14 protein-coding genes and 1 tRNA gene are annotated in these 18,564 nt (G+C 58.6%); 8 read left to right on the forward strand and 7 right to left on the reverse strand.

Annotated features, from left to right (window positions below):
• Positions 1–284: 284 nt before the first annotated feature.
• Positions 285–506 (reverse strand): hypothetical protein, encoded by a 222-nt coding sequence (locus tag EC9_RS02495; protein ID WP_145342098.1) that lies wholly within the window; start codon positions 504–506, stop codon positions 285–287.
• Positions 499–726 carry an addiction module protein gene (locus EC9_RS02500; RefSeq protein ID WP_218934532.1) on the reverse strand — a complete coding sequence of 76 codons (228 nt, stop codon included), beginning with the start codon at positions 724–726 and terminating at the stop codon, positions 499–501. Before EC9_RS02500 ends, EC9_RS02495 begins: the two co-directional genes overlap by 8 nt.
• Positions 727–1,382: 656 nt before the next feature.
• Between EC9_RS02500 and EC9_RS02505 the strand changes: the two genes are divergently transcribed.
• A complete protein-coding gene (locus EC9_RS02505) occupies positions 1,383–2,390 on the forward strand; it encodes a phosphotransferase (RefSeq protein ID WP_246105920.1) in 1,008 nt (335 codons plus the stop codon).
• Positions 2,391–2,556: 166 nt separating this feature from the next.
• On the opposite strand, the gene EC9_RS02510 is transcribed toward EC9_RS02505, so the two are convergent.
• Both EC9_RS02510 and EC9_RS02515 read right to left on the reverse strand, forming a co-directional pair.
• On the reverse strand, positions 2,557–2,802 hold the full coding sequence (locus EC9_RS02510; RefSeq protein WP_145117472.1) for a hypothetical protein: 246 nt from the start codon (positions 2,800–2,802) through the stop codon (positions 2,557–2,559).
• 254 nt (positions 2,803–3,056) lie between these two features.
• Complete coding sequence (locus tag EC9_RS02515; protein ID WP_218934533.1) at positions 3,057–3,968, reverse strand: tetratricopeptide repeat protein; 912 nt, start codon at positions 3,966–3,968, stop codon at positions 3,057–3,059.
• A gap of 344 nt (positions 3,969–4,312) precedes the next feature.
• Here EC9_RS02515 and EC9_RS02520 point away from each other — a divergent pair, with 344 nt between their 5' ends.
• Entirely contained in the window at positions 4,313–4,744 is a 432-nt protein-coding gene (locus EC9_RS02520; protein ID WP_145342104.1) for a hypothetical protein, read from the forward strand.
• A 126-nt stretch (positions 4,745–4,870) separates the two neighbouring features.
• Here the strand turns inward: EC9_RS02520 and ppk1 are convergent, their stop codons facing one another.
• The 3 genes from ppk1 to EC9_RS02535 form a co-directional block, all read right to left on the reverse strand.
• On the reverse strand, positions 4,871–6,985 hold the full coding sequence (ppk1, locus tag EC9_RS02525) for a polyphosphate kinase 1 (protein ID WP_145117475.1): 2,115 nt from the start codon (positions 6,983–6,985) through the stop codon (positions 4,871–4,873).
• Positions 6,986–7,321: 336 nt separating this feature from the next.
• Positions 7,322–7,404 (reverse strand) — tRNA-Leu (locus EC9_RS02530).
• A 42-nt stretch (positions 7,405–7,446) separates the two neighbouring features.
• Positions 7,447–9,147, reverse strand: coding sequence for a proteasome accessory factor PafA2 family protein (locus tag EC9_RS02535; RefSeq protein WP_197452969.1), 1,701 nt, complete (start codon positions 9,145–9,147; stop codon positions 7,447–7,449).
• A gap of 421 nt (positions 9,148–9,568) precedes the next feature.
• Between EC9_RS02535 and EC9_RS02540 the strand changes: the two genes are divergently transcribed.
• The 6 genes from EC9_RS02540 to EC9_RS02565 all read left to right on the forward strand — a co-directional run bounded on the left by EC9_RS02540 (position 9,569) and on the right by EC9_RS02565 (position 18,515).
• A complete protein-coding gene (locus EC9_RS02540) occupies positions 9,569–11,878 on the forward strand; it encodes an efflux RND transporter permease subunit (protein WP_145342106.1) in 2,310 nt (769 codons plus the stop codon).
• A gap of 11 nt (positions 11,879–11,889) precedes the next feature.
• Complete coding sequence (locus tag EC9_RS02545; protein WP_145342107.1) at positions 11,890–12,966, forward strand: M14 family metallopeptidase; 1,077 nt, start codon at positions 11,890–11,892, stop codon at positions 12,964–12,966.
• A 161-nt stretch (positions 12,967–13,127) separates the two neighbouring features.
• Positions 13,128–14,267 (forward strand): hypothetical protein, encoded by a 1,140-nt coding sequence (locus EC9_RS02550; RefSeq protein WP_145342109.1) that lies wholly within the window; start codon positions 13,128–13,130, stop codon positions 14,265–14,267.
• Between the two features lie 880 nt (positions 14,268–15,147).
• The gene (locus EC9_RS02555) at positions 15,148–16,323 is read left to right on the forward strand and encodes a glycosyltransferase family 4 protein (protein ID WP_145342111.1); all 1,176 of its coding nucleotides are present in this window, start codon (positions 15,148–15,150) and stop codon (positions 16,321–16,323) included.
• 43 nt (positions 16,324–16,366) lie between these two features.
• Positions 16,367–17,269, forward strand: a complete 903-nt coding sequence (locus EC9_RS02560) for a serine/threonine-protein kinase (RefSeq protein ID WP_145342113.1) — start codon at positions 16,367–16,369, stop codon at positions 17,267–17,269.
• Positions 17,270–17,600: 331 nt separating this feature from the next.
• A complete protein-coding gene (locus EC9_RS02565; protein WP_145117483.1) occupies positions 17,601–18,515 on the forward strand; it encodes a serine/threonine-protein kinase in 915 nt (304 codons plus the stop codon).
• The last annotated feature ends 49 nt before the right edge of the window (positions 18,516–18,564 follow it).

Consider the following 18,564-nt stretch of genomic DNA (forward strand, 5'->3'; position numbering starts at 1 on the left):
GGGGGAGTGAGAGTTGTTCTTCGCGGAAGCTGCAGCGCAAATAGACTTCGCCTCGTGCGATTGGTTATTCTGCCCCCATCATCCTGCCGAAGTTTTGTTCCGCCCCGTCATGGTGCATCGGCATCCAATGCGACAGGAGACGCAACTGCCTCGTTCTGCGGAGCACCTGCTAGGCAGAGAATGATAAGCAGGTGCATTTGCAAGAGTCGTTATCTCACCGGTCAGTCCAGTAGTCGGGAGACCGCGATCCGTGGGCGACTGCGATCACCGCAATGTCGGCTCCCTCAATCCGGAAGATAATCCGAAACGGGAATCGCCGCATCAGAAAGTAGCGATGGCGAGAGTCGCACTTTGAGAAACCGCTCGGGAGTATCCGCGATCTGTGATAACGCCCGATCGAATTCCGCATCGAAATCGTTTGCCGTTTCAATGCTTCGCTCGGCGTACCATTTCAGGGACTCCGTGTAGTCGTCCTCTGCCGCCGAACAGATCGTGACGTTAGCCATCCAGGCCAGCCTTGCGTCGAGCGCGCTGGCGCACTTCAGCCCATGGCGTGCTGGTCATTTCACCCGCGTCGAAAGCGTCGCTACGTCGATTGGCCTCGGTAATCCATTGCGAATCGGGGGGCACCCAGTCAAGTGGAGAAACGCTGTCCCAAAGGTTTGCGATCAATTGGGCGCGATCCGATGCAGGCAACGACTGCGCGGCGGTCAAGATTTCGTTCATGTTGGTCATAAACGGAATTATACCCAGTTCGTCAACGAAACGACAGAAAATGCGACAGGTTGCACATCCAGCTCGTTCAGCGGTTCGACTCATTCGCAGAACAAAGATTGCGAGTGGCGAGTCTCTTCGTCACGGTTGATTCAAAGTCGATAAGGCGTCGCCTCGTGCCACATATCATTTTGCCAAAGTCTCCTCGTCCTGCGACGCGGCACGACGAATGTGAATGGGCGTCGTCCTCGCGACTGGAGATTGGGGCAGGGCAGGGCGGTTTGAAATCGCCCGGGTGTGGGGGAGCGATTGGGATGCGAGCTGTCGCGAGTAGCCGAGGGCCTTTGATGGCCGAGAGCATCTCTTCAAAGGTGATGGACAACATTTTGTGGGTGTCCCCTTCTTGCTCCCCGCACTTCGTGCCACGTTCCAACAACGATGGTAGCGGCAGACAGCGCAGCGGCGCTCTGCTGGTAGCGCTTGAGAGCGCCTCGAAGCGATATCGGTCGATCCGGGCCGAAAAGTTCGGTACAGTGGGCTCGACGTTCGGCTTCCTCTCGCTTCCTCGTAGGAAGTCATGTTTGTTGCTCCTTGTGAAAGACTGCAGCGAAGTTGGAACGTTGGAAGACCGTCACGCGACCTCATTGCAACGCGAAGATTTTTGAACCGTGGTAGACACGCTCTCCGACATCGTCCGGCGAATGACCGGCGCACAATCCGTTCAGCTTGGTGAACCGATCCAGAGCCTCTGGAGTGGCTACGGTGTGATTCAGCGTGCTCTCTTGCGAGGACTCCAGGACGACGGATCGGGCGAGCCAACTCTCGTGGTCATCAAACACATCGATGTCTCTAGGGCACGCTCAAACCGTCGAGGCTGGGGAGGTGATGCGTCGCACTTGCGGAAAGTCCGTTCCTACGGAGTCGAGCAGGTATTCTACGAGAAGTACTCGGGGCAATGCGGACCATTGTGCCAGGTCCCCGGCCTTGTTGCGGCTCACCAGAAAGCAAACGAAGCCGGCTGGGTGATTGTGCTCACCGATCTCGACGCTCAAGGTTTCGATCGCCGCAAAAACGATCTCGACCAGCATGGTCTCCGCGCCTGTCTGGCTTGGCTGGCAAACTTCCACGCTACGTTTCTGGGAAGCTCGGCGAGCGGCTTGTGGCCAATTGGCACCTACTGGCACTTGGACACACGACCCGACGAACTCACCGCCTTGCCGGCCGGCCCTCTGAAGTCGTCGGCACCGGAGATCGATCGCCGTTTAAATGCTGCAAGGTTCCAGACGTTGGTTCACGGGGATGCCAAAGTTGCGAACTTCTGCTTTTCTGACAGAGACTGTGGCCGCGTTGCTGCGGTGGACTTTCAATATGTCGGTCGCGGCTGCGGCATGAAGGACGTCGCTTATCTGGTCAGCAGTTGCTTGAGCGCAGACGACGCGGCATCCCAGGAGGCTGCGTTCCTGAATGTCTATTTCGATGCGTTACGGGATGCCATCGCCGTCCGCCAAATCGAAGTAGATGTCGCGGAACTGGAACGCGAATGGCGTGCGTTGTACCGGTTCGCCTGGGCCGATTTCTACCGTTTTCTTGCGGGCTGGTCTCCGGAGCATTGGAAGCTGAACGCCTACAGCGATCGCATTACGCAGTCGGTCATCCAGCAACTGGGCCATAGCTGACCGCGTGCCGCATTCAAGGCTTCCACGTTTTCTGCTGAACCAAAATCTCCTCGTCTTGCGACGCGGCATGACGAACGTGAATGCGCGGCGTTGCCGCGACTGGAGTTCGGGGCAGGGCAGGGCGGTTTGAAACCGCCCGGGCGTGAGAGAGCGCGTGGGACGCGAGCTATCGCGAGTAGCCGAGGCCTTTGACGACCGAGAGCATCTCTTCAAAGGTGATGTAGCGGCGGCGGTGCTGCAGTTTGTAGCTGTCGATCGCCAGCGCCAATTCTTTGGCTTCATCCGATAGGCCGTCGTGCGAGCTGACGAACTGGCGACGCTCGGAAACCGAAGCGTTTGGGTTCGGTGCGCTGCGACGGTCGACGAAGGTGTTGGTTGGTCCTGCCGGCGGGCTGAGGGTCGTTGACTGCATGGGGCCCCTTTCGATTGTAACGAGCAATCTGGTTCTGCCGTCCAAAACGCAATAAGCGTGCCTCGGCCGCAGGGGCTTCGGCAGCGTTCTGAGGGACGGTCACACAAGAACACAAGGAACAATACCTCACGATTGTAGACCAGGCAAAATTAGCGGCGGTTTTGCCTGGGAGAACCGGACGCTAGGGCATGCCAGTTGATGCCTTAAGCGAAACCTGGTTTTGCCGCCGGTGTGCTGTTGTGGCTCGCCGTGTATCAACGCTCCTGAGTCAGGTCGTCGTTGGCGGTATCGGCGGCCAGTCGGGCTTGGGCTTGTTGGATGTTCTGCGCCAGCGAGAGGCTTTCGGCATCGTCGGGAGCTAGTTGCAGGGCGTTGCGGATCGCGTGGCTCGCCGCAGCGAATCGGCGACTGGCAAGCTCCGTCTTGGCCAATTCGTGATAGACCTCCCGGCCGCTCATTCCCAACGCAATCGCTCGTTGCAGATGTTGGGCACCGCTGTCGGGATGTCCCAGTTCCCGCATCGCAATCCCTCGCATCATTTCTAGTTGTGCCGCTTGTTCGGTTGGGATTGTCGATTCTTCCAGTTGGTCGACTGTCGCCAGCAGCCGATCGTGCCGCTGTTGCCGGCTGTAGATGTCGGCGATCGCTAGCCGGACCTGCGGGGATTGGCGGTCGAGAGAGATCGCGCGGTGGTAGGAGGCCAAGGCGGCTTCCAGTTTCTCTTGACGGACGAGGATATCGCCATGCAGTGCCCAGGCGGTGGCCATGTCGCGAGTCGATTCGAGCACGTGTGCGACCTGGGTTGCCGCGTCGTCGACGCGATCTTCTTCCAAGTACATGTTGCCGAGTCGAACGCGCAGTTCCGGCGCACCGGCCGACAGGCGGACTGCCTGTTCCAGGTGGCTGATCGCTTCGGCGTGCTGCCCCTTCTGCCACAGGACTTCGCTGTATCCCCAGTAGGCGCGGTCGTCGGAATGACTCAGTTCCAGCGCCGCTTCGAACAGCTTTTCCGCTTCCTCCCAGCGATTCTGGTGGATCGCGGCGAGTCCCTCACGCGACATCCGCCGGGCTTCGATCGATTGCCGGCTGTCGACAGTGCGGCGGATTGCCCGACAACCTGGAGCGAAGCCCAGGCAGAGGAAGATCAGGAGGATGGCAGTTCTCAACCGCATGTGCAGTCTGGATAAGTGTCGGGATTCGCGGGGCGATGGTTCGATAGGTTGCTGTGCCACACGCGTCGCGCGGTGGGAATCATTGGGGGTCATAACAAAGCGAGGCTAGGAGGAGCAAGGTCTGCTGGCTGGAGCGATGATCCGCTGGCGCGAAAAGCTGCCGCTAGCAAAGCGGTTTGATTTGCAGCGGTTGTCACCGTTACGATTCGCGGCCGTCTGAGCTAATATGAACGCTTTATTGTGTTCTCAGCTAAGGGTTGCGCGATCGAGGCGTACCCCAGCAATAACGACATCCAGACCGATGGTCTGCCACAGCGATAGAAGGCGAGCTAGAAAAAGTGCCGAAAAAATGTGACTTCTTGGGGACTGAGTTGATGTACCCCGACAATTGGGAATTGACCGGGCCGGTCGACGATGGCGACAGCGAGGGTTATGTCGTCGAGAGCCCCACGGGGATGTTTTTCTCGTTGAACCGGTTTGGGGGGCGCAACGACTACGAAAACATTCTCAAGCAAGCGTGTCTAGCGATGGACGCCGAATACGATGAGGTGGAGTCGGAGGTCTACGCCGCCGACGGAGCGTTTCCGGAGGAGGTGGGGGTGGAGATGCAGTTCTATTGCAAAAGCCTAGTGATCACCTCACGGCTGCTGGCGATGCAGTATCAGGACGACGTGCTGTTGGTGCAGATGCAGGCGGAAAACCGCGACTTCGATCAGAACGAACTCGTCTTCGCGGCGATGCTGAAAACGGTCCGCGACGGCCTGGCCTAGTCCGCGGGCGTGATGGATGGTCGCCTTTCGCTCCGCGAAAGTGCGCTCGCGCCTACCTGCGAGGGGGACGCACTTTCGCGGAGCGAAAGGCGACTTGCGGCGACCATCGTTTGGGCGGTTCTTGAACTACTTCGGTTCGGCTTGGTGCGTTTCGAAGTGTGTCCGCCGCACGTGTTCCGCCTTTTTGACTTCGGCGACGACCGTGTTGTATAGGACTTCTTGAGCCCGGAAACGCTTGCCTTTGGTCGGCGTTTTGCGTGTGTAGACGCCGTCGGGTCCCAGTTGCCAGGCGTTGACGTTGTCCTGGAAATAGGTGTCCAGCGACTGCAGCAGCTTCTGCCGGCAGGCGGTATCTTGCACCGGGACAAACAGCTCGACGCGGCGGTCGAGGTTGCGAGGCATCCAGTCGGCGCTGCTGATGAAGACAGCTTCGTCGCCGCCGTGGTGGAAGTAGGCGATTCGCGCGTGTTCGAGGAAGCGATCGATGATGCTGGTGACCTCGATGTTTTCGCTGAGCCCCGGGACGCCCGGCTTCAGGCAGCAGATGCCGCGGATGTTCAGTTTGATCTTCACGCCCGCTTGGCTGGCGCGATACAGGGCATCGATGATCGTGTTGTCGACAAGCGCGTTCATCTTCGCCACGATCACCGCGCGTTGGCCTTGGGCGCGGCGGCGAGTTTCGTTTTCGATCAACGATAAGACGCGCGTTCGCAAGCTGGTCGGGGCCATCGACAATTGGTGGAACTGCTGTGGCTGGCTGGCTCCGATCACTGAATTGAAGAAGTTGGTCGCGTCGGCGCCAAATTCTTCGTTGCAGGTCATCATGCTGACGTCGCCGTAGAGAGCGGCTGTTGCTTCGTTGTAGTTTCCCGTGCCGAAGTGAACGTAGCGGGCGATGCCTTGCGTTTCGCGGCGGACGACGATGCAGATCTTGGCGTGCGTCTTGAGTCCTCGGACGCCGTAGACGACTTGCACGCCGGAGGCTTCCATTTCGCGAGCCCATTCGATGTTGCGGGCCTCATCGAAACGGGCCTTCAGTTCGACGATCGCGGTGACGTATTTGCCTCGCTCCGCCGCTCGCATCAACGCCGCGACGATCGGGCTGTTGCGGCTGGTTCGGTACAGCACCTGTTTGATCGCCAGCACGTCGGGATCCTCCGCTGCCTCTTGGATCAACCTGACGACGGGGTCAAATTGTTCGTAGGGGTGCAGCAGCAATAGGTCGCGTTGGGCGATGTTGTCGAACATCGATTCGGCGGGATCGATCTCGGGGGAATGTTGCGGAGCCCAGTGCGGATCGCGGAGCGCCGAAAATCCTTTCAGTCCAGCCAGTTGGAACAGGTAGGTCAGGTCCAGTGGGCCGCGCATCGACGTGATGTTTTGATCGCACAGATCCATCTTGTCGCTCAAGAACTGCAGCATCTCTTCGCTCACGCGCTCGTCGATTTCTAGACGAACGCAGCCCGAGGTGCGGCGACTCTCCAGCAGTTCTTCCATCCCGACCATCAGGTCGCGTGCGGAGTCTTCTTGGATCGCGATGTCGGCGTTGCGAGTGACGCGAAACGCGATGCATTCGGCGACTTCACGCCCGTTGAAGAACTCGTCGATGTGGTGAGCGACGACATCTTCCAGCAGGGCGTAGGCGTAGCCCCCTTCGGTCGGCAGCGTAACCACGCGTCCCACGGCTCGGCCCAGTGGAATGATCGCGTAATCCCAAGGCGTCTCTTCGGTCAGGCCTTTCAAGCGAACGCACAGCTGGATGGTCAGCACTTGGACCAGCGGGAATTCCCCGCTGCTGACGATCTGTGGCGAGAGGACCGGTTGGATCAGGGTTTGGAAAACCGAGCGGACCGTCTTTTGATGTTGCTCTCCCGCCTCGCTCATCGTGACCCGTGCGATGCCGTGAGCCTGTAGCGTCGGTTCGATATCTTCCAGCAGGATCCGGTACTGGTCGTCGACCATTTTGCGATAGCGCGTGCGGATCGCGGACAATTGTTCCGCGGTGCTCCGCCCCGACGGATCGGTGAACGATTCGGGACGCCGGCTTTGCAAGATCAGCCCGCCGACGCGGACCATAAAAAACTCGTCCAGATTGGAACTGGTGATCGCCAGGAATTTCAGCCGCTCCAGGGCGGGATTGTTCTCATCATCGGCGTGATCCAACACGCGTTGGTTGAATTCAAGCCAACTGAGTTCGCGGTTGAAGAAGCGATTTTCTGGCAACGGTTCCGGTTTATTCACGGCGCATCAGGGGAATGAACGAGAGCGGATACAGTAAGCATGTTGGGGCAGGGTAGGGGGCCAGCCCGGTTGGATCAATCGCAGCTTGTCATTGCCCCAACTCTAATAAACTCTAGCGTTGTCGAATCGAAGATACGATCACCCCTGGCCAGATTTCATCGTGGCAGCGGACCGATTTTTGATCGCGATTTACTCGCTTGATTGCTGCCGTTGCGAGGTCGAGAGTGCGGGAGAGGAGATCGATCGCTATCGATCCTCCGCGTCCGTTGGAGCTCGAGCATGCGATGTCGCTGCTGCCCCGACGGCGGCCTTCGTCGAAAGCCTGAAAGAAATGAGTGCGGATGGCGGGATTTGAACCCGCACGCCCGTGAAGGCACTAGCCCCTCAAGCTAGCGTGTCTGCCGTTCCACCACATCCGCATTGGATAAGAATTCAAAAGATTACTCAATCTTCGGCTGGCGTCAATGCCGGTCGCGTTTAGTCAGAGGAGCGGGACGCCGGGGCGGTTTGACCGCAAACGTCCGGCGACTCTTGCCGCTGCCGATGATCACGTGCGACCAAGAGGCGGAGATGGCGGTCTCGGAGCCAGCAAATTCGCGGATTAAATTGCCTCGCCGCGACGCGGGGGTGTCTTTGGGAGGCATCCGCATCGCGCTGGAAATCTCGTCGACTTCGACTATCGAACAGCAGGGAACCGCTCCCGTTAAACGGTGGTAATATCCGTTGGGCGAGAGTTCGTGGTACCGCAGATCGACCTTTTTCCGCGACGCCAGGCTGGCATCGCTCCCCATCTGATCTATCAGCCACTTTTTTGAGGCCCAGTCGATCTTGGCTAACGACGGTTCGTAGTCGACCGGCAGTTCGCGGATCTGCCCGGCTGCGTCGAGCATCTGTTCCCACAGTTCGAGGATGTCCCAGGCTTCGGAGTTGGCCGGTTCCTCGCTGTCGAAGACGAATTGGCGGCAGCGGTGCAGGTAGGCTTGCTGGATCTCCAACGCAGTCATCGGACCGCTGTTGGTCGCCACGCGAGCGATCAGGCTCCAGTCGCTGGCGATCTGTTGCAGCGCCTCGAGCGGTTTCTTCAGCTTGGGCAGCCCCTTGGCGTAGCCCGCTTCGATCATGTCCAGGACGAGGCTTGTCGCGCCGACTTTTAAATACTCCGCCGCATCGGCGACGTTCGAATCGGCCAATCCGATCTGCAGTCGCTGGCGTCGCCCCAGCAGTTCCAGCAGGCAGCGGGGCGAGATGATCGATTCGCTGCACATCGTTTGCAACCAGTGACCGAAGACATAAATCGGCCGCTCGTTCAGATAACCGCCCATGCCGACCATGCTGTTGATCGCGGCGGCTTTGCCCGAAAGCGAGAACTTGCCGCGAGCATTTAAATGTCCCGAACCGCAGAGGATCGTCCGCGAGATCAGGAACGGCGTGAGCCCTTGGCGTTGTTGGCGGAAGGCGGTGAAGCGGGCGACCAGCCACAGCAGGCACGTCAGCGGAGCGTGAACGATTCGCAGCAGTCCCGCGGCGGCGCGGATGCACCAGTTGGGAATGTCCAGCAGGCTTTCCAGGCAGGGGCGGCGGCCGCGAACGATCGCGCCGACGCTCTTCAGCGAGACCAGCAGCGAAACGCCTAAGAAGGTTAGTGTCAGGCAGATCGCGACGTACAGCATGTACATCGGGATCAGCATCAGGATCCCGGCGCGGTAGGCCCACAGCATCGGGCCGCTGGCGACGTCGGCCGAATAATTCTCTTGGCATCCGTAGACATGGTCTTCGGCATCGCGGGAGTTTTTCAGCAAGCAGACCGAAGCGGGGAGGTCGCATTCGGCGACCGCGTCGGCGAACAGCCGATCTTGAGCGCGTTGGCAGACCAGCAGATTGCGTGGGCTGCTGCATTCGGGAGTCGCTCCTTCGATCAATCCGCCCGGTTGGTCCATCCAATCGAAGCAGGATTCCAGCGAGATCGCACCGCCGGTCGCAAGGAACAATCGGCAATCATCGAACCTCGCCTTGGCCGTCGGGACCGATTGCGTCAGGCTCTTGCAGACCGCATCGTAAACCTCGCGTCGCGATGGCGGATGTTCCTGGTCGGCTGGCGTTTGAACGACCGTAGCGTATTCGGTTTCCAGCCCGATGTGGCGGCGCAGCAACCGGCTGGGCACGGCGCTATTCGCCTTGTTGCTGTGTGTTTGCACGGCGAATGTACTCGCGAGGGGATCGATGGGCGTCGCAGACAATCTTTTGGGCTACATCCTGCAACGCCCCTTCGTTTGCCGACGGAGGAGGGGAGGCCGTGGGGAGGTTGGCACGTTTGACGGGTGTCTGTGTTGTCATCGGTTAATCGTTCCCGTGGGGTGGCCTCGTGTGGACGCGTGCTCGTCAAACTCAATTGTAACGAGGATTGGCTTGCCAAGTACAGCGACAAATCGAATAGCAAAAACGCAAAATTCTATTTTCTGCAAAATCGTACTTCCGCTTCACCTTGCCCGTTGACGGGTGTCGCGCTGCGGTGCTAGTAGACGCGTCGGGCGACGCGATCCGATCGCATTGCTGACACTCCAGGCGATCGATACGCTTTAAAGCATGATCTTCCCCGCGCCCGACATTCCCCGCTTGCTCGTCTCCAATCGCTATCTGTTGCTGGTGATTGCAGTCGCAGTTTTTGCGCTGGCTTGGTCGATCGATCAACGGTTGCAGTTCGATCGGCGGATCGAGCGGATGTTTCCCGAAGCCGATCCGGCGGCGCAGGCTTACCAACAATTAAAAGAGACCTTCGGCGGCAACGAGGTCGCGATGTTGACCTATCCCAATGCCGATCTGTTCGATCGCAGCGGGGCAGGGCTGAAGTTGCAGCGAGAGTTGACGCAGCGGATCGAAGCGCTGCCGGGGGTGGCGAGTGTGTTGAGTCTCGCCAAAGTCGATGTTGCCCTGACCAAGATGCGTCCGGCCGCGTTGTTCTTCGCCGCCGATTCCACTCCGCAAATCCTGGCCGACGATTCATTAGCCACCGCGTTTCGTGAACTGTTTGCCGGCTACACGCACTCCGACGATGGCGACTATGCCGCACTGGTCGTGATGTTGGACCCGCAGCGCACAACAGTCGATGGCCAAGACGCCGCGGTCGCTGGACTTCGCGAAATCGCGGCGACGCTACCCGCCGAACATCAGCCGGCGAGTCTGGTCGGCGAGCCGGTTTTGGTGAGCGAAGGTTTTTCGATGGTCCAAGCCGATGGTCGGCGCTTGGGATTGGTGACGCTGTCGCTGTTGTCCGTCGCGATGTTTGTGATGTTCCGCTCGCTTCGCTGGGTGCTGGTGCAAGTCGTTGTGATCTGTTGGTCAGTCGTCTGCACAAGAGCTTTGGTCGCCTTAGTCGGTCTTCAGTTAACACTTGTCAGTTCGATGTTGACCGCCGTGGTGACCGTGATCGCCGTAGCGTCGATCATTCATCTTGCGGTGGCCGACCGCAACGCGCGGCTGCGTGGCCGGTCGGGACTTGAAGCGACCGTGTTGGGGCTGCGCGGTGTGCTGCGGCCGATCGCTTGGGCTTGCCTGACCGATGCGGTCGGCTTCGCCGCGTTGTCGGTATCCGACGTGGGGCCGATTCGCGATTTTGGATGGATGATGGCGATCGGAGCCTTAGTTGTATTGGTCGCGATCGTTTTGTTTGTGCCCGGCTTGGCCTCGATAGGACCGGCCGGCGGAGGCTCGCGTCCGCGGCAGACCAACCGCCGCGTGCGGCACGCGATGTATGCCGGTTACCATTGGCTGACGCTGCATCGGAGGATCGCGCTCGCCGCGCTTGTGTTGCTGACGATTGGGATTTCGCTGGGGCTGGGGCGGCTGACGATCGAGACTAATTTCATTCGGAACTTTCGCGCCGACCATCCGCTTGCGATCGATTACCGCATCGTTGAATCGGATCTTGGTGGAGCCGGGGTGTGGGATGTTTTGTTGCCGGCTCCCGACCTCCTTTCCAGCGAATACCTGGCCAGCGTGCGCGAGTTGGAAGATCGGCTGCGTGCGATCGGCGACCAGCCCGACGCGCGGTTGAGCAAAGTCTTTAGTATCGCCGACGCCGACGAAGCGGCCAGTTCTTCGCCGCTGCTTGCGATCGCGCCGCCGTCGTTGCGGATCGCTGGCATGCGCGCGTCGATGCCATATTTCATCGATGCCTTGGTCGCTGGACCGTCGACCGATGGTAAGCCGGCGATGTTGCGCATGATGATCCGCAGCAGCGAGCAAGTTCCGGCGGAAACGAAGCAGCAATTGATCGCCAGCGTTCGGCAGACCGTTGGTGAGCATACCGCTTCGGATCGTTGGAAAGCGTTTTTTGAAGAGGGGCGGCCGGCGGGCGATCCGCAGGTGACGGGGTATTACGTGTTGTTGACGGGGCTCGTCTCGGGGCTGGTTGCCGATCAGTGGATCTGTTTCGGGGTCGCGTCGTTGGGCGTGTTTGGGATGTTGTGGATCGTCGCCAGGTCGCTGAAGCTGGCCGTTTGCGGGATGCTGCCGAACATGCTGCCGATTCTCGGCGTCCTGGCGTTGTTGGGCTACTGGGGAACGCCGGTCAATCTGGGGACCGCAATGATCGCCGCGGTTTCGATTGGGATCTCGATCGATGGATCGATTCATTTTCTGTGTGCGTACCGTCGGCATCGAATCGGTCACGGCGTGCAGCGATCGATCGCCAGCGTCTATCAAACCGTTGGCATCGCGGTGATCTTGGCGACGCTGTCGTTGACGATCGGGTTCTCCACGTTGGCGACCAGCCCTTTCATTCCGACGGCGACGTTTGGCGTACTGGTCAGCATCACCTTGGTCGTCAGCAGCATCGCCAACCTGACGCTGCTTCCATTTATGATCCGCATCGTCGACGGGACTGGCTCCCGTTAAGAGAACTCGCGATGGCCGAAGACTACTTTTCATCGTCGTATATGCAATCGCGGGAACGTTTCCGAATCGCAGCCGATGCGATCGGGGCCAGCTGTGATTCGTATCAGGTCAGCGGGGCAGGGGAGGGCGGTCTAACGATCGACGTCGCCACGCTTGGCCCCGCCGATGCGCCGGCGGTTGTTGTCTCGTCGGGCGTGCATGGAGTTGAAGGCTTCTTTGGATCGGCGGTTCTGTTGGCGATGTTGGATCGATTCCGCCAGCAACCGCCCGATCGTGGTTTGCGTTTCGTCTTGATTCACGCGATCAATCCGTTTGGCTTTGATCAGCTGCGTCGTTTCGATGAAGCGAACATCGACGTCAACCGCAATTTTCTGATCGCTCCGCAGACATATAAAGGATCGCCCGTCAGATACGGGGCATTGGACCGGTTTTTGAATCCCGCATCGCCAGCGACGCGATGGGAGGTGCCGTTTCAGATGCAAGCGATGGCGTTGATCGCTCGTCACGGGATGCCAACGCTCAAGTCGGCTGTCGCTGGCGGGCAATACGAATATCCAAGCGGCTTGTTTTTTGGAGGCTCACAGCCCGCCGCGTCGATGGTCGTGGTGCGCGACCACTGCGCCCGTTGGATCGGCGACGCGCCGTCGGTTGTTCATATCGATCTGCACAGTGGGTTGGGGCGATTTGCGGAGTGCCAGTTGATGCCGGTCGTCAGCGACGCGGCACCGGCGTCGGCTTTTATCGATGCGTTCCCGGATCGTTCGCTCGAATTCGAAGCGACGCACCAGCGAACCGCTTATTCGGTCCGCGGCGGGATGGGGCAGTGGTTCGTCGATCGATTCGGCGATCGACCGTATCGATTTGCACTCGCCGAGTTCGGGACGTACGGTCCGTTGCGCGTCCTGGCTGCGCTCCGTCGCGAGAACCGTTACCATTTTCAAGGGCCTCGCGATACCGAGGCGCAGCGTCGCGCCAAAGCGGAATTGTTAGAATGCTTTTGTCCTCGATCGGCCGCATGGCGTCGACGCGTTATCGACGCCTCGCTCTCGATCGTCGATCAAGCATCGCGCTGGAGTCAAAGGCTTTAGCCGACACGAGCGCTGGAGTCGAGGCTTCAGCCGAACGAGTATGGTTGTTGGAGTGGTAGGCTTTAGCCGAACCGATGAGGTTGAACTCGCGTCCGCTGAAGCCACGACTCCAACCGAGACGCTCGAACTATCTATTCATCACAGAAAGGAATCGCAAAGCGATGGCGAAGGAGCGAACCGGTACCGGTTTTAGTCTGAAGGATCATCTGTTCAATCGAGAACGCGTCGAATATCTGGCGGGGCTGTTGCATGCCGCCGACGATCGCTTCGACGCTTCGGGATTTGTCCGCGATACGATGCGGTCGCTGAAGTCGCTGGAGCTAAAGCAACGGATCACACACATCGCCGAGATGTTAGAACAACATTTGGCGAGCGATTATCACGCGGCGGTAAAACATTTGGTCGCCTCGCTGCCGCCGCCGTTGGATCCGACCAAGACCGACGATGACTTTGGCGATTTCATCTTTGCCCCGTTGGGGGAATTTGTGGTTCGCAACGGAACTGCGAAAAAGCATCTGCCGCTGTCGCTGAAGACATTGAAGCAGCTGACGCAGCGGTTCTCGATGGAGGATGCGATCCGCACGTTTATCAACGAGCATCCCGAAGCGACGATGGCGGAGTTGGCAAAATGGTCGACCGACAAGAACTATCACGTTCGCCGATTGGTTAGCGAGGGGACGCGTCCCAAGTTGCCGTGGTCGAAGCGGTTGACGATCGATCTGCTGGAGCCGCTGCCGTTGTTGGATACGTTGCACGCCGATCCGACCCGTTATGTCACGCGATCGGTTGCCAATCATTTGAACGACATCGCCAAATCGCATCCGGATCAGGTGTTGCAGCGGTTGCGCAGCTGGGCAGGGCAGGGGGCTCAAGATCCGGCGGAGCTGGATTGGATGAATCGGCATGCGCTGCGGACGTTAGTGAAGCAGGGGGATGTCGACGCGCTGCAGTTTCTCGGCTTCCATGCCAACCCGAAGATCAAGGTCAGCCAATTTGAATTGGCTTCTGACGAGATCCGTCCGGGCGAAGCTGTCGAGTTTTCGTTTGTGATCACCGCGGATCGCGAAGAGTCGTTGTTGGTCGATTTTGTCATCGACTTCGTCAAGGCCAACGGAAAGCTCTCCCCCAAGGTTCATAAACTCAAACCGTTGCAGCTGCGCAAAGGTGAATCGACAACGGTTCGGAAGCGTCATGTATTGCGAGCCAACGCGACGACTTACACCTTGTATCCAGGAACGCATCATTTGACTCTACAGATCAACGGCAAGCCGTCCGGAACGCAAACGTTTGAGATCGTGTAGCAGGCGTTCGAACGCGGGGCAGGGCAGGGGGGCGAATCGCCGATCCCGAAGGACCCGATTTTCAGAAGACCCAACCGGTCGGTGTTATGTCAGCCCAGGGCAACGCCCTGGGAAAACGGAGCGGACCAAAATGAAATGTCAGCCCCAGCGGGGCGATTCTACGTCGATCGCCATTTGCGTTGCGTCGGTGATGTAGAGCCGCCACGTTGTGGCTTCGCGTCGATGTTGGCGGGGCGGTTCCCAGGGCAACGCCCTGGGAAAACGGAGCGGACCAAAATGAAATGCCAGCCCCAACGGGGCGGTTCTACGTCGATCGCCATTTGCGTTGTCTTGGAAATGTAGAGCCGCCACGTTGTGGCTTCGCATCGATGTTCATGGGGCGGTTCCCAGGGCGTTGCCCTGGGCTGGCGTAGGGATGTCCCGTTGGGACGTTGGAATTCGTGCGGCCGCGTTGCGGTCGTGTCGGGTGTTTGCGTGTTTGGATTGTATTTTCCAAAGACCCAACGGGTCGGTGTTATGTCAGCCCAGGCCAAGGCCCTGGGAAAACGGAGCGGACCAAAATGAAATGCCAGCCCCAACGGGGCGGTTCTACGTTGATCGCCATTTGCGTTGCGTCGGTGATGTAGAGCCGCCACGTTGTGGCTTCGCGTCGATGTTCATGGGGCGGTTCCCAGGGCGTTGCCCTGGGCTGGCGTAGGGATGTCCCGTTGGGACGTTGGAATTCGTGGACGTTGGAATTCGTGGACGTTGGATTTCGTGGACGTTGGATTTCGTGGGCGGTTGGATTTCGTGGGCGGTTGGTTTCGCGGGACGGGCGGTTGGATTATTGTTGGCGAGTTCGTTTGCGGATGGTGTGATTGTTAGAAAAGGAATGTGTCGGATGCGTGTCGCTCATGTAATTACTCGGATGATCGTGGGCGGAGCTCAGGAGAATACGCTCTTCAATTGCTTGGATCTGCAACGGATCTATGGTGACGATGTGATCTTGATCACCGGCCCCAGTCTCGGTCCCGAAGGAGATCTGTTGCAGCAGGGGAGGGCGGAAGGTTTGAAAGTGATCCTGCTGCCCGACTTGGTCCGCGCGATCGATCCGGTTCGCGATTGGAAGTCGCTGCGTGCGATCCGCCAAACCCTACGCGACTTTCAGCCCGACGTCGTCCATACGCACAGCGCGAAGGGTGGCATCCTGGGACGCCAGGCGGCGCACGATCTGGGCGTTCCGGCGATTCTGCATACGGTTCACGGTGCCCCGTTTCATCCCTATCAATCGCCGCCGGTCCGCTGGTTCTATAAGGCTTGCGAAAAGCGAGCGGCCCGGCAATGCCATCGCTTGATTTCGGTTGCCGATGCGATGACGGAATTGCTGACCGACGCGGGAGTTGTCGCGGCGGAGAAGTGCACGACTGTCTATAGCGGCATGAACGTCGATCCGTTTCTTTGGGCCGACACGCATCGCTTGGCCGTTCGCCAGCGACTGGGGATCCGCGACGATGAAGTTGTCGTCGGCAAGATCGCTCGACTGTTTCATCTGAAGGGACACGCCGATCTGATCCAGGCGGCGGCAAGCGTGGTGAAGGCGCACGCAAACGTGAAATTCCTGTTGATCGGCGACGGGATTTTGCGAGACGAACTGACCCAGCAGATTCGCCAGGCGGGGCTGGAGGATCGGTTCTGCTTCACCGGTTTGGTGCCGCCCGAAGATATCCCCGAGTACTTGGGAGCGATGGATTTGTTGGTTCACACTTCGTATCGCGAAGGGCTTGCCCGCGCGTTGCCTCAAGCGTTGATCGCCGGCAAGCCGGTGATCAGTTACGCGATCGATGGCGCTCCGGAAGTTGTGATCGATGGCGAGACGGGGTTCCTGGTTTCGGCGGGGGATATCGATCGCTTGGCCGACCGAATCGTGGAACTGGTTGGTGACAAAAAAATGCGTGCGGATTTAGGAGGGCAGGGGAGGGCACGGTTTACGGACGCGTTCCGACACGAAACAATGACAAGCCGTTTGAGAGAAATTTATCAGCAGATCCTGGCAGATTCCGCTGGCGGTGATCGCTGAAGATGCAATGTAAACATGTTCATTGACTTGTGAGTGATCCACCATGGCGAAGATGCGCGACTTCCTCGGCCCATATCGACTTGTCCGTTTGATCCGCAACGGAGCGACATCGCAGATCTGGGAAGCTGTCGAAGATGCGTCGGACAATCGTGTTGCGATCAAGTTGTTGAAAGACAATTTCAAGGATGACAAAGAAGAGATCGCATCGCTGAAGAACGAATTCGAAGTCGCTTCGTCGATGAACAGCCCGCTGGTCCTGAAGGCCTTCCATCACGGCGTGGAGAACGGGATCCCACACAACGTCTTCGAATTGGCTAGCGAGACTTCGTTCCGCAATCTGGTGCGAATGGGAGTCGACGCCTACGGCTTCATGCTCCAGAAGATGATCCAGAAATCGGCCGAAGGTTTGTATTACATGCACACCAAGGATTGGATCCATCGCGATATCAAACCGGACAACTTCCTGGTCACTCGCGAGGGGGACGTCAAGCTGATCGATTATCGGATCGCCGAGAAGAAGCGGACTGGGCTGAAGGCGATGTTCTACAAGCCGAAGGTTCAAGGGACGCGCAGTTATATGTCCCCCGAGCAGATTCGGGCCAAGGGAATCGATGAACGTTCGGACATGTATTCTTATGGCTGTACTTTGTTCGAGCTGGTGACCGGCAAGCCACCTTATACCGCGACCAGCCCCACCGAGCTGCTCAATAAGCACCTGACGGGCCAGGTCGTTAGTCCACTGGCTGGGAACCCCAATGTGTCGCCGGAGTTTTCCGAGCTGATCAAAAAAATGATGGCAAAGAAAAAGGAGAGCCGTCCGGCGTCGATGTGGGAGTTCTTGAAGGAGTTGCGGGCGATCACACTGTTCAAAAAGTCACCTCGGATTCCCGACGTCCATCCGTTTGATCAGCTGGAAAAGGGCGAAAAAGGCTTCAATTTGGACTGATCTGTCCGGGGGATTCGCCCGTTCCAGGCGACGAAGGGCTGCCTGGGGGCTCGCTAGCTAGACGGGCGGGCTAGGGCAGGGGGGCCCCGATTTTCCTCAGCCAGGGATGTTAAGTCGTTGTGGTTAGGCAGGTTAGCGTGGACTTGTCCGATGGTACCGGGCGCCTATCGCGTGCCGGCGGATGCCTCAAATCGAAACCGCGATTTGCCCTGTTCCCGCAGCCCGATGATCTTCCGTAATCGGCAGCAGGTGAATAAGATGAATTGTCCGGGAAGGATTTTTCCTTGAATTCTTCGTAATCGACTCATCTTATCTCGCAGCGAGAATCCGTATGGCTAAGGCCCGGGACTTCTTCGGTTCCTATCGATTGACACGCCTGATCCGAATGGGCAGTGCATGCCAGGTTTGGGAAGCCATTAATGAGACGGACCAGAAGCGGTACGCGTTGAAGGTGCTTCGCGATGAATTGCGAGGCGACAAGGCGGAGGTTGCGGGGCTGAAGTACGAATACGACGTCGCAACTCAGGTCGGGCCGAGCCCGCGGTTGATCAAGATCCACGATTTTGTGACCGATCCGAAGTCGGCTTATCTGGTGCTGGAACTGTTCAGCGAATTGAACATGAAGCAGGCGTTGCGGCACGGGCCCGACTCGCTGGCCTACATGCTGAACAAGGTCGTTGAACAGTCGGCCGAAGGTTTGTATTTCATGCACACCAAGGGCTGGCTGCACTGCGACATCAAACCCGACAACTTTCTGGTCAGCCGGGAAGGGGTCGTCAAGCTGATCGACTTCCAGATCTCGCAGAAGAAGAAAACCGGGCTGTCGAAACTGTTCGGCAAGAAATCGCAGATCCAGGGGACACGCAGCTATATGTCGCCCGAGCAGATTCGCGGCAAGAACATGGACGAGCGGTCGGATATCTATTCGTACGGTTGCGTGTTGTACGAAGTGGCAACCGGCAAGCCGCCGTATACGGGCGAATCGCCTAACGATTTGTTGAACAAGCATCTCAGCGCCCCGATCCCCACGCCGTTGACCAGCAACGAAAACGTCTCCCAAGATTTCGCGGATCTGATCAAACGGATGCTCTCTAAGAAGCCAGAGCATCGGCCCGAATCGATGTGGGAATTTTTGAAGCTGGTTCGTGGGATGCGGTTGTTCAAGAAACAGCCCAAGAAGTTGGATGTGGACGTGTTTGATGTCGCGTCGGGATTCAAGTCGCCCGAGGACCTGCTGAAACATTAAATGTCGTGGCGGCAAGCGCTGCGTTGCAATGGAAAGAGCGCGGCCCGTG

Source organism: Rosistilla ulvae (genome assembly GCF_007741475.1).
In the GTDB taxonomy this organism is placed as follows: domain Bacteria; phylum Planctomycetota; class Planctomycetia; order Pirellulales; family Pirellulaceae; genus Rosistilla; species Rosistilla ulvae.

Bases quoted from the DNA above. Each gene is read 5' to 3' on its own strand.
- EC9_RS02550 (WP_145342109.1), top strand. From the start codon at position 13,128: ATGGCGAAGGAGCGAACCGGTACCGGTTTTAGTCTGAAGGATCATCTG.
- EC9_RS02500 (WP_218934532.1), bottom strand. From the start codon at position 726: ATGAACGAAATCTTGACCGCCGCGCAGTCGTTGCCTGCATCGGATCGC.
- EC9_RS02510 (WP_145117472.1), bottom strand. From the start codon at position 2,802: ATGCAGTCAACGACCCTCAGCCCGCCGGCAGGACCAACCAACACCTTC.
- EC9_RS02495 (WP_145342098.1), bottom strand. From the start codon at position 506: ATGGCTAACGTCACGATCTGTTCGGCGGCAGAGGACGACTACACGGAG.
- EC9_RS02560 (WP_145342113.1), top strand. From the start codon at position 16,367: ATGGCGAAGATGCGCGACTTCCTCGGCCCATATCGACTTGTCCGTTTG.
- EC9_RS02540 (WP_145342106.1), top strand. From the start codon at position 9,569: ATGATCTTCCCCGCGCCCGACATTCCCCGCTTGCTCGTCTCCAATCGC.
- EC9_RS02545 (WP_145342107.1), top strand. From the start codon at position 11,890: ATGGCCGAAGACTACTTTTCATCGTCGTATATGCAATCGCGGGAACGT.
- EC9_RS02565 (WP_145117483.1), top strand. From the start codon at position 17,601: ATGGCTAAGGCCCGGGACTTCTTCGGTTCCTATCGATTGACACGCCTG.
- EC9_RS02555 (WP_145342111.1), top strand. From the start codon at position 15,148: ATGCGTGTCGCTCATGTAATTACTCGGATGATCGTGGGCGGAGCTCAG.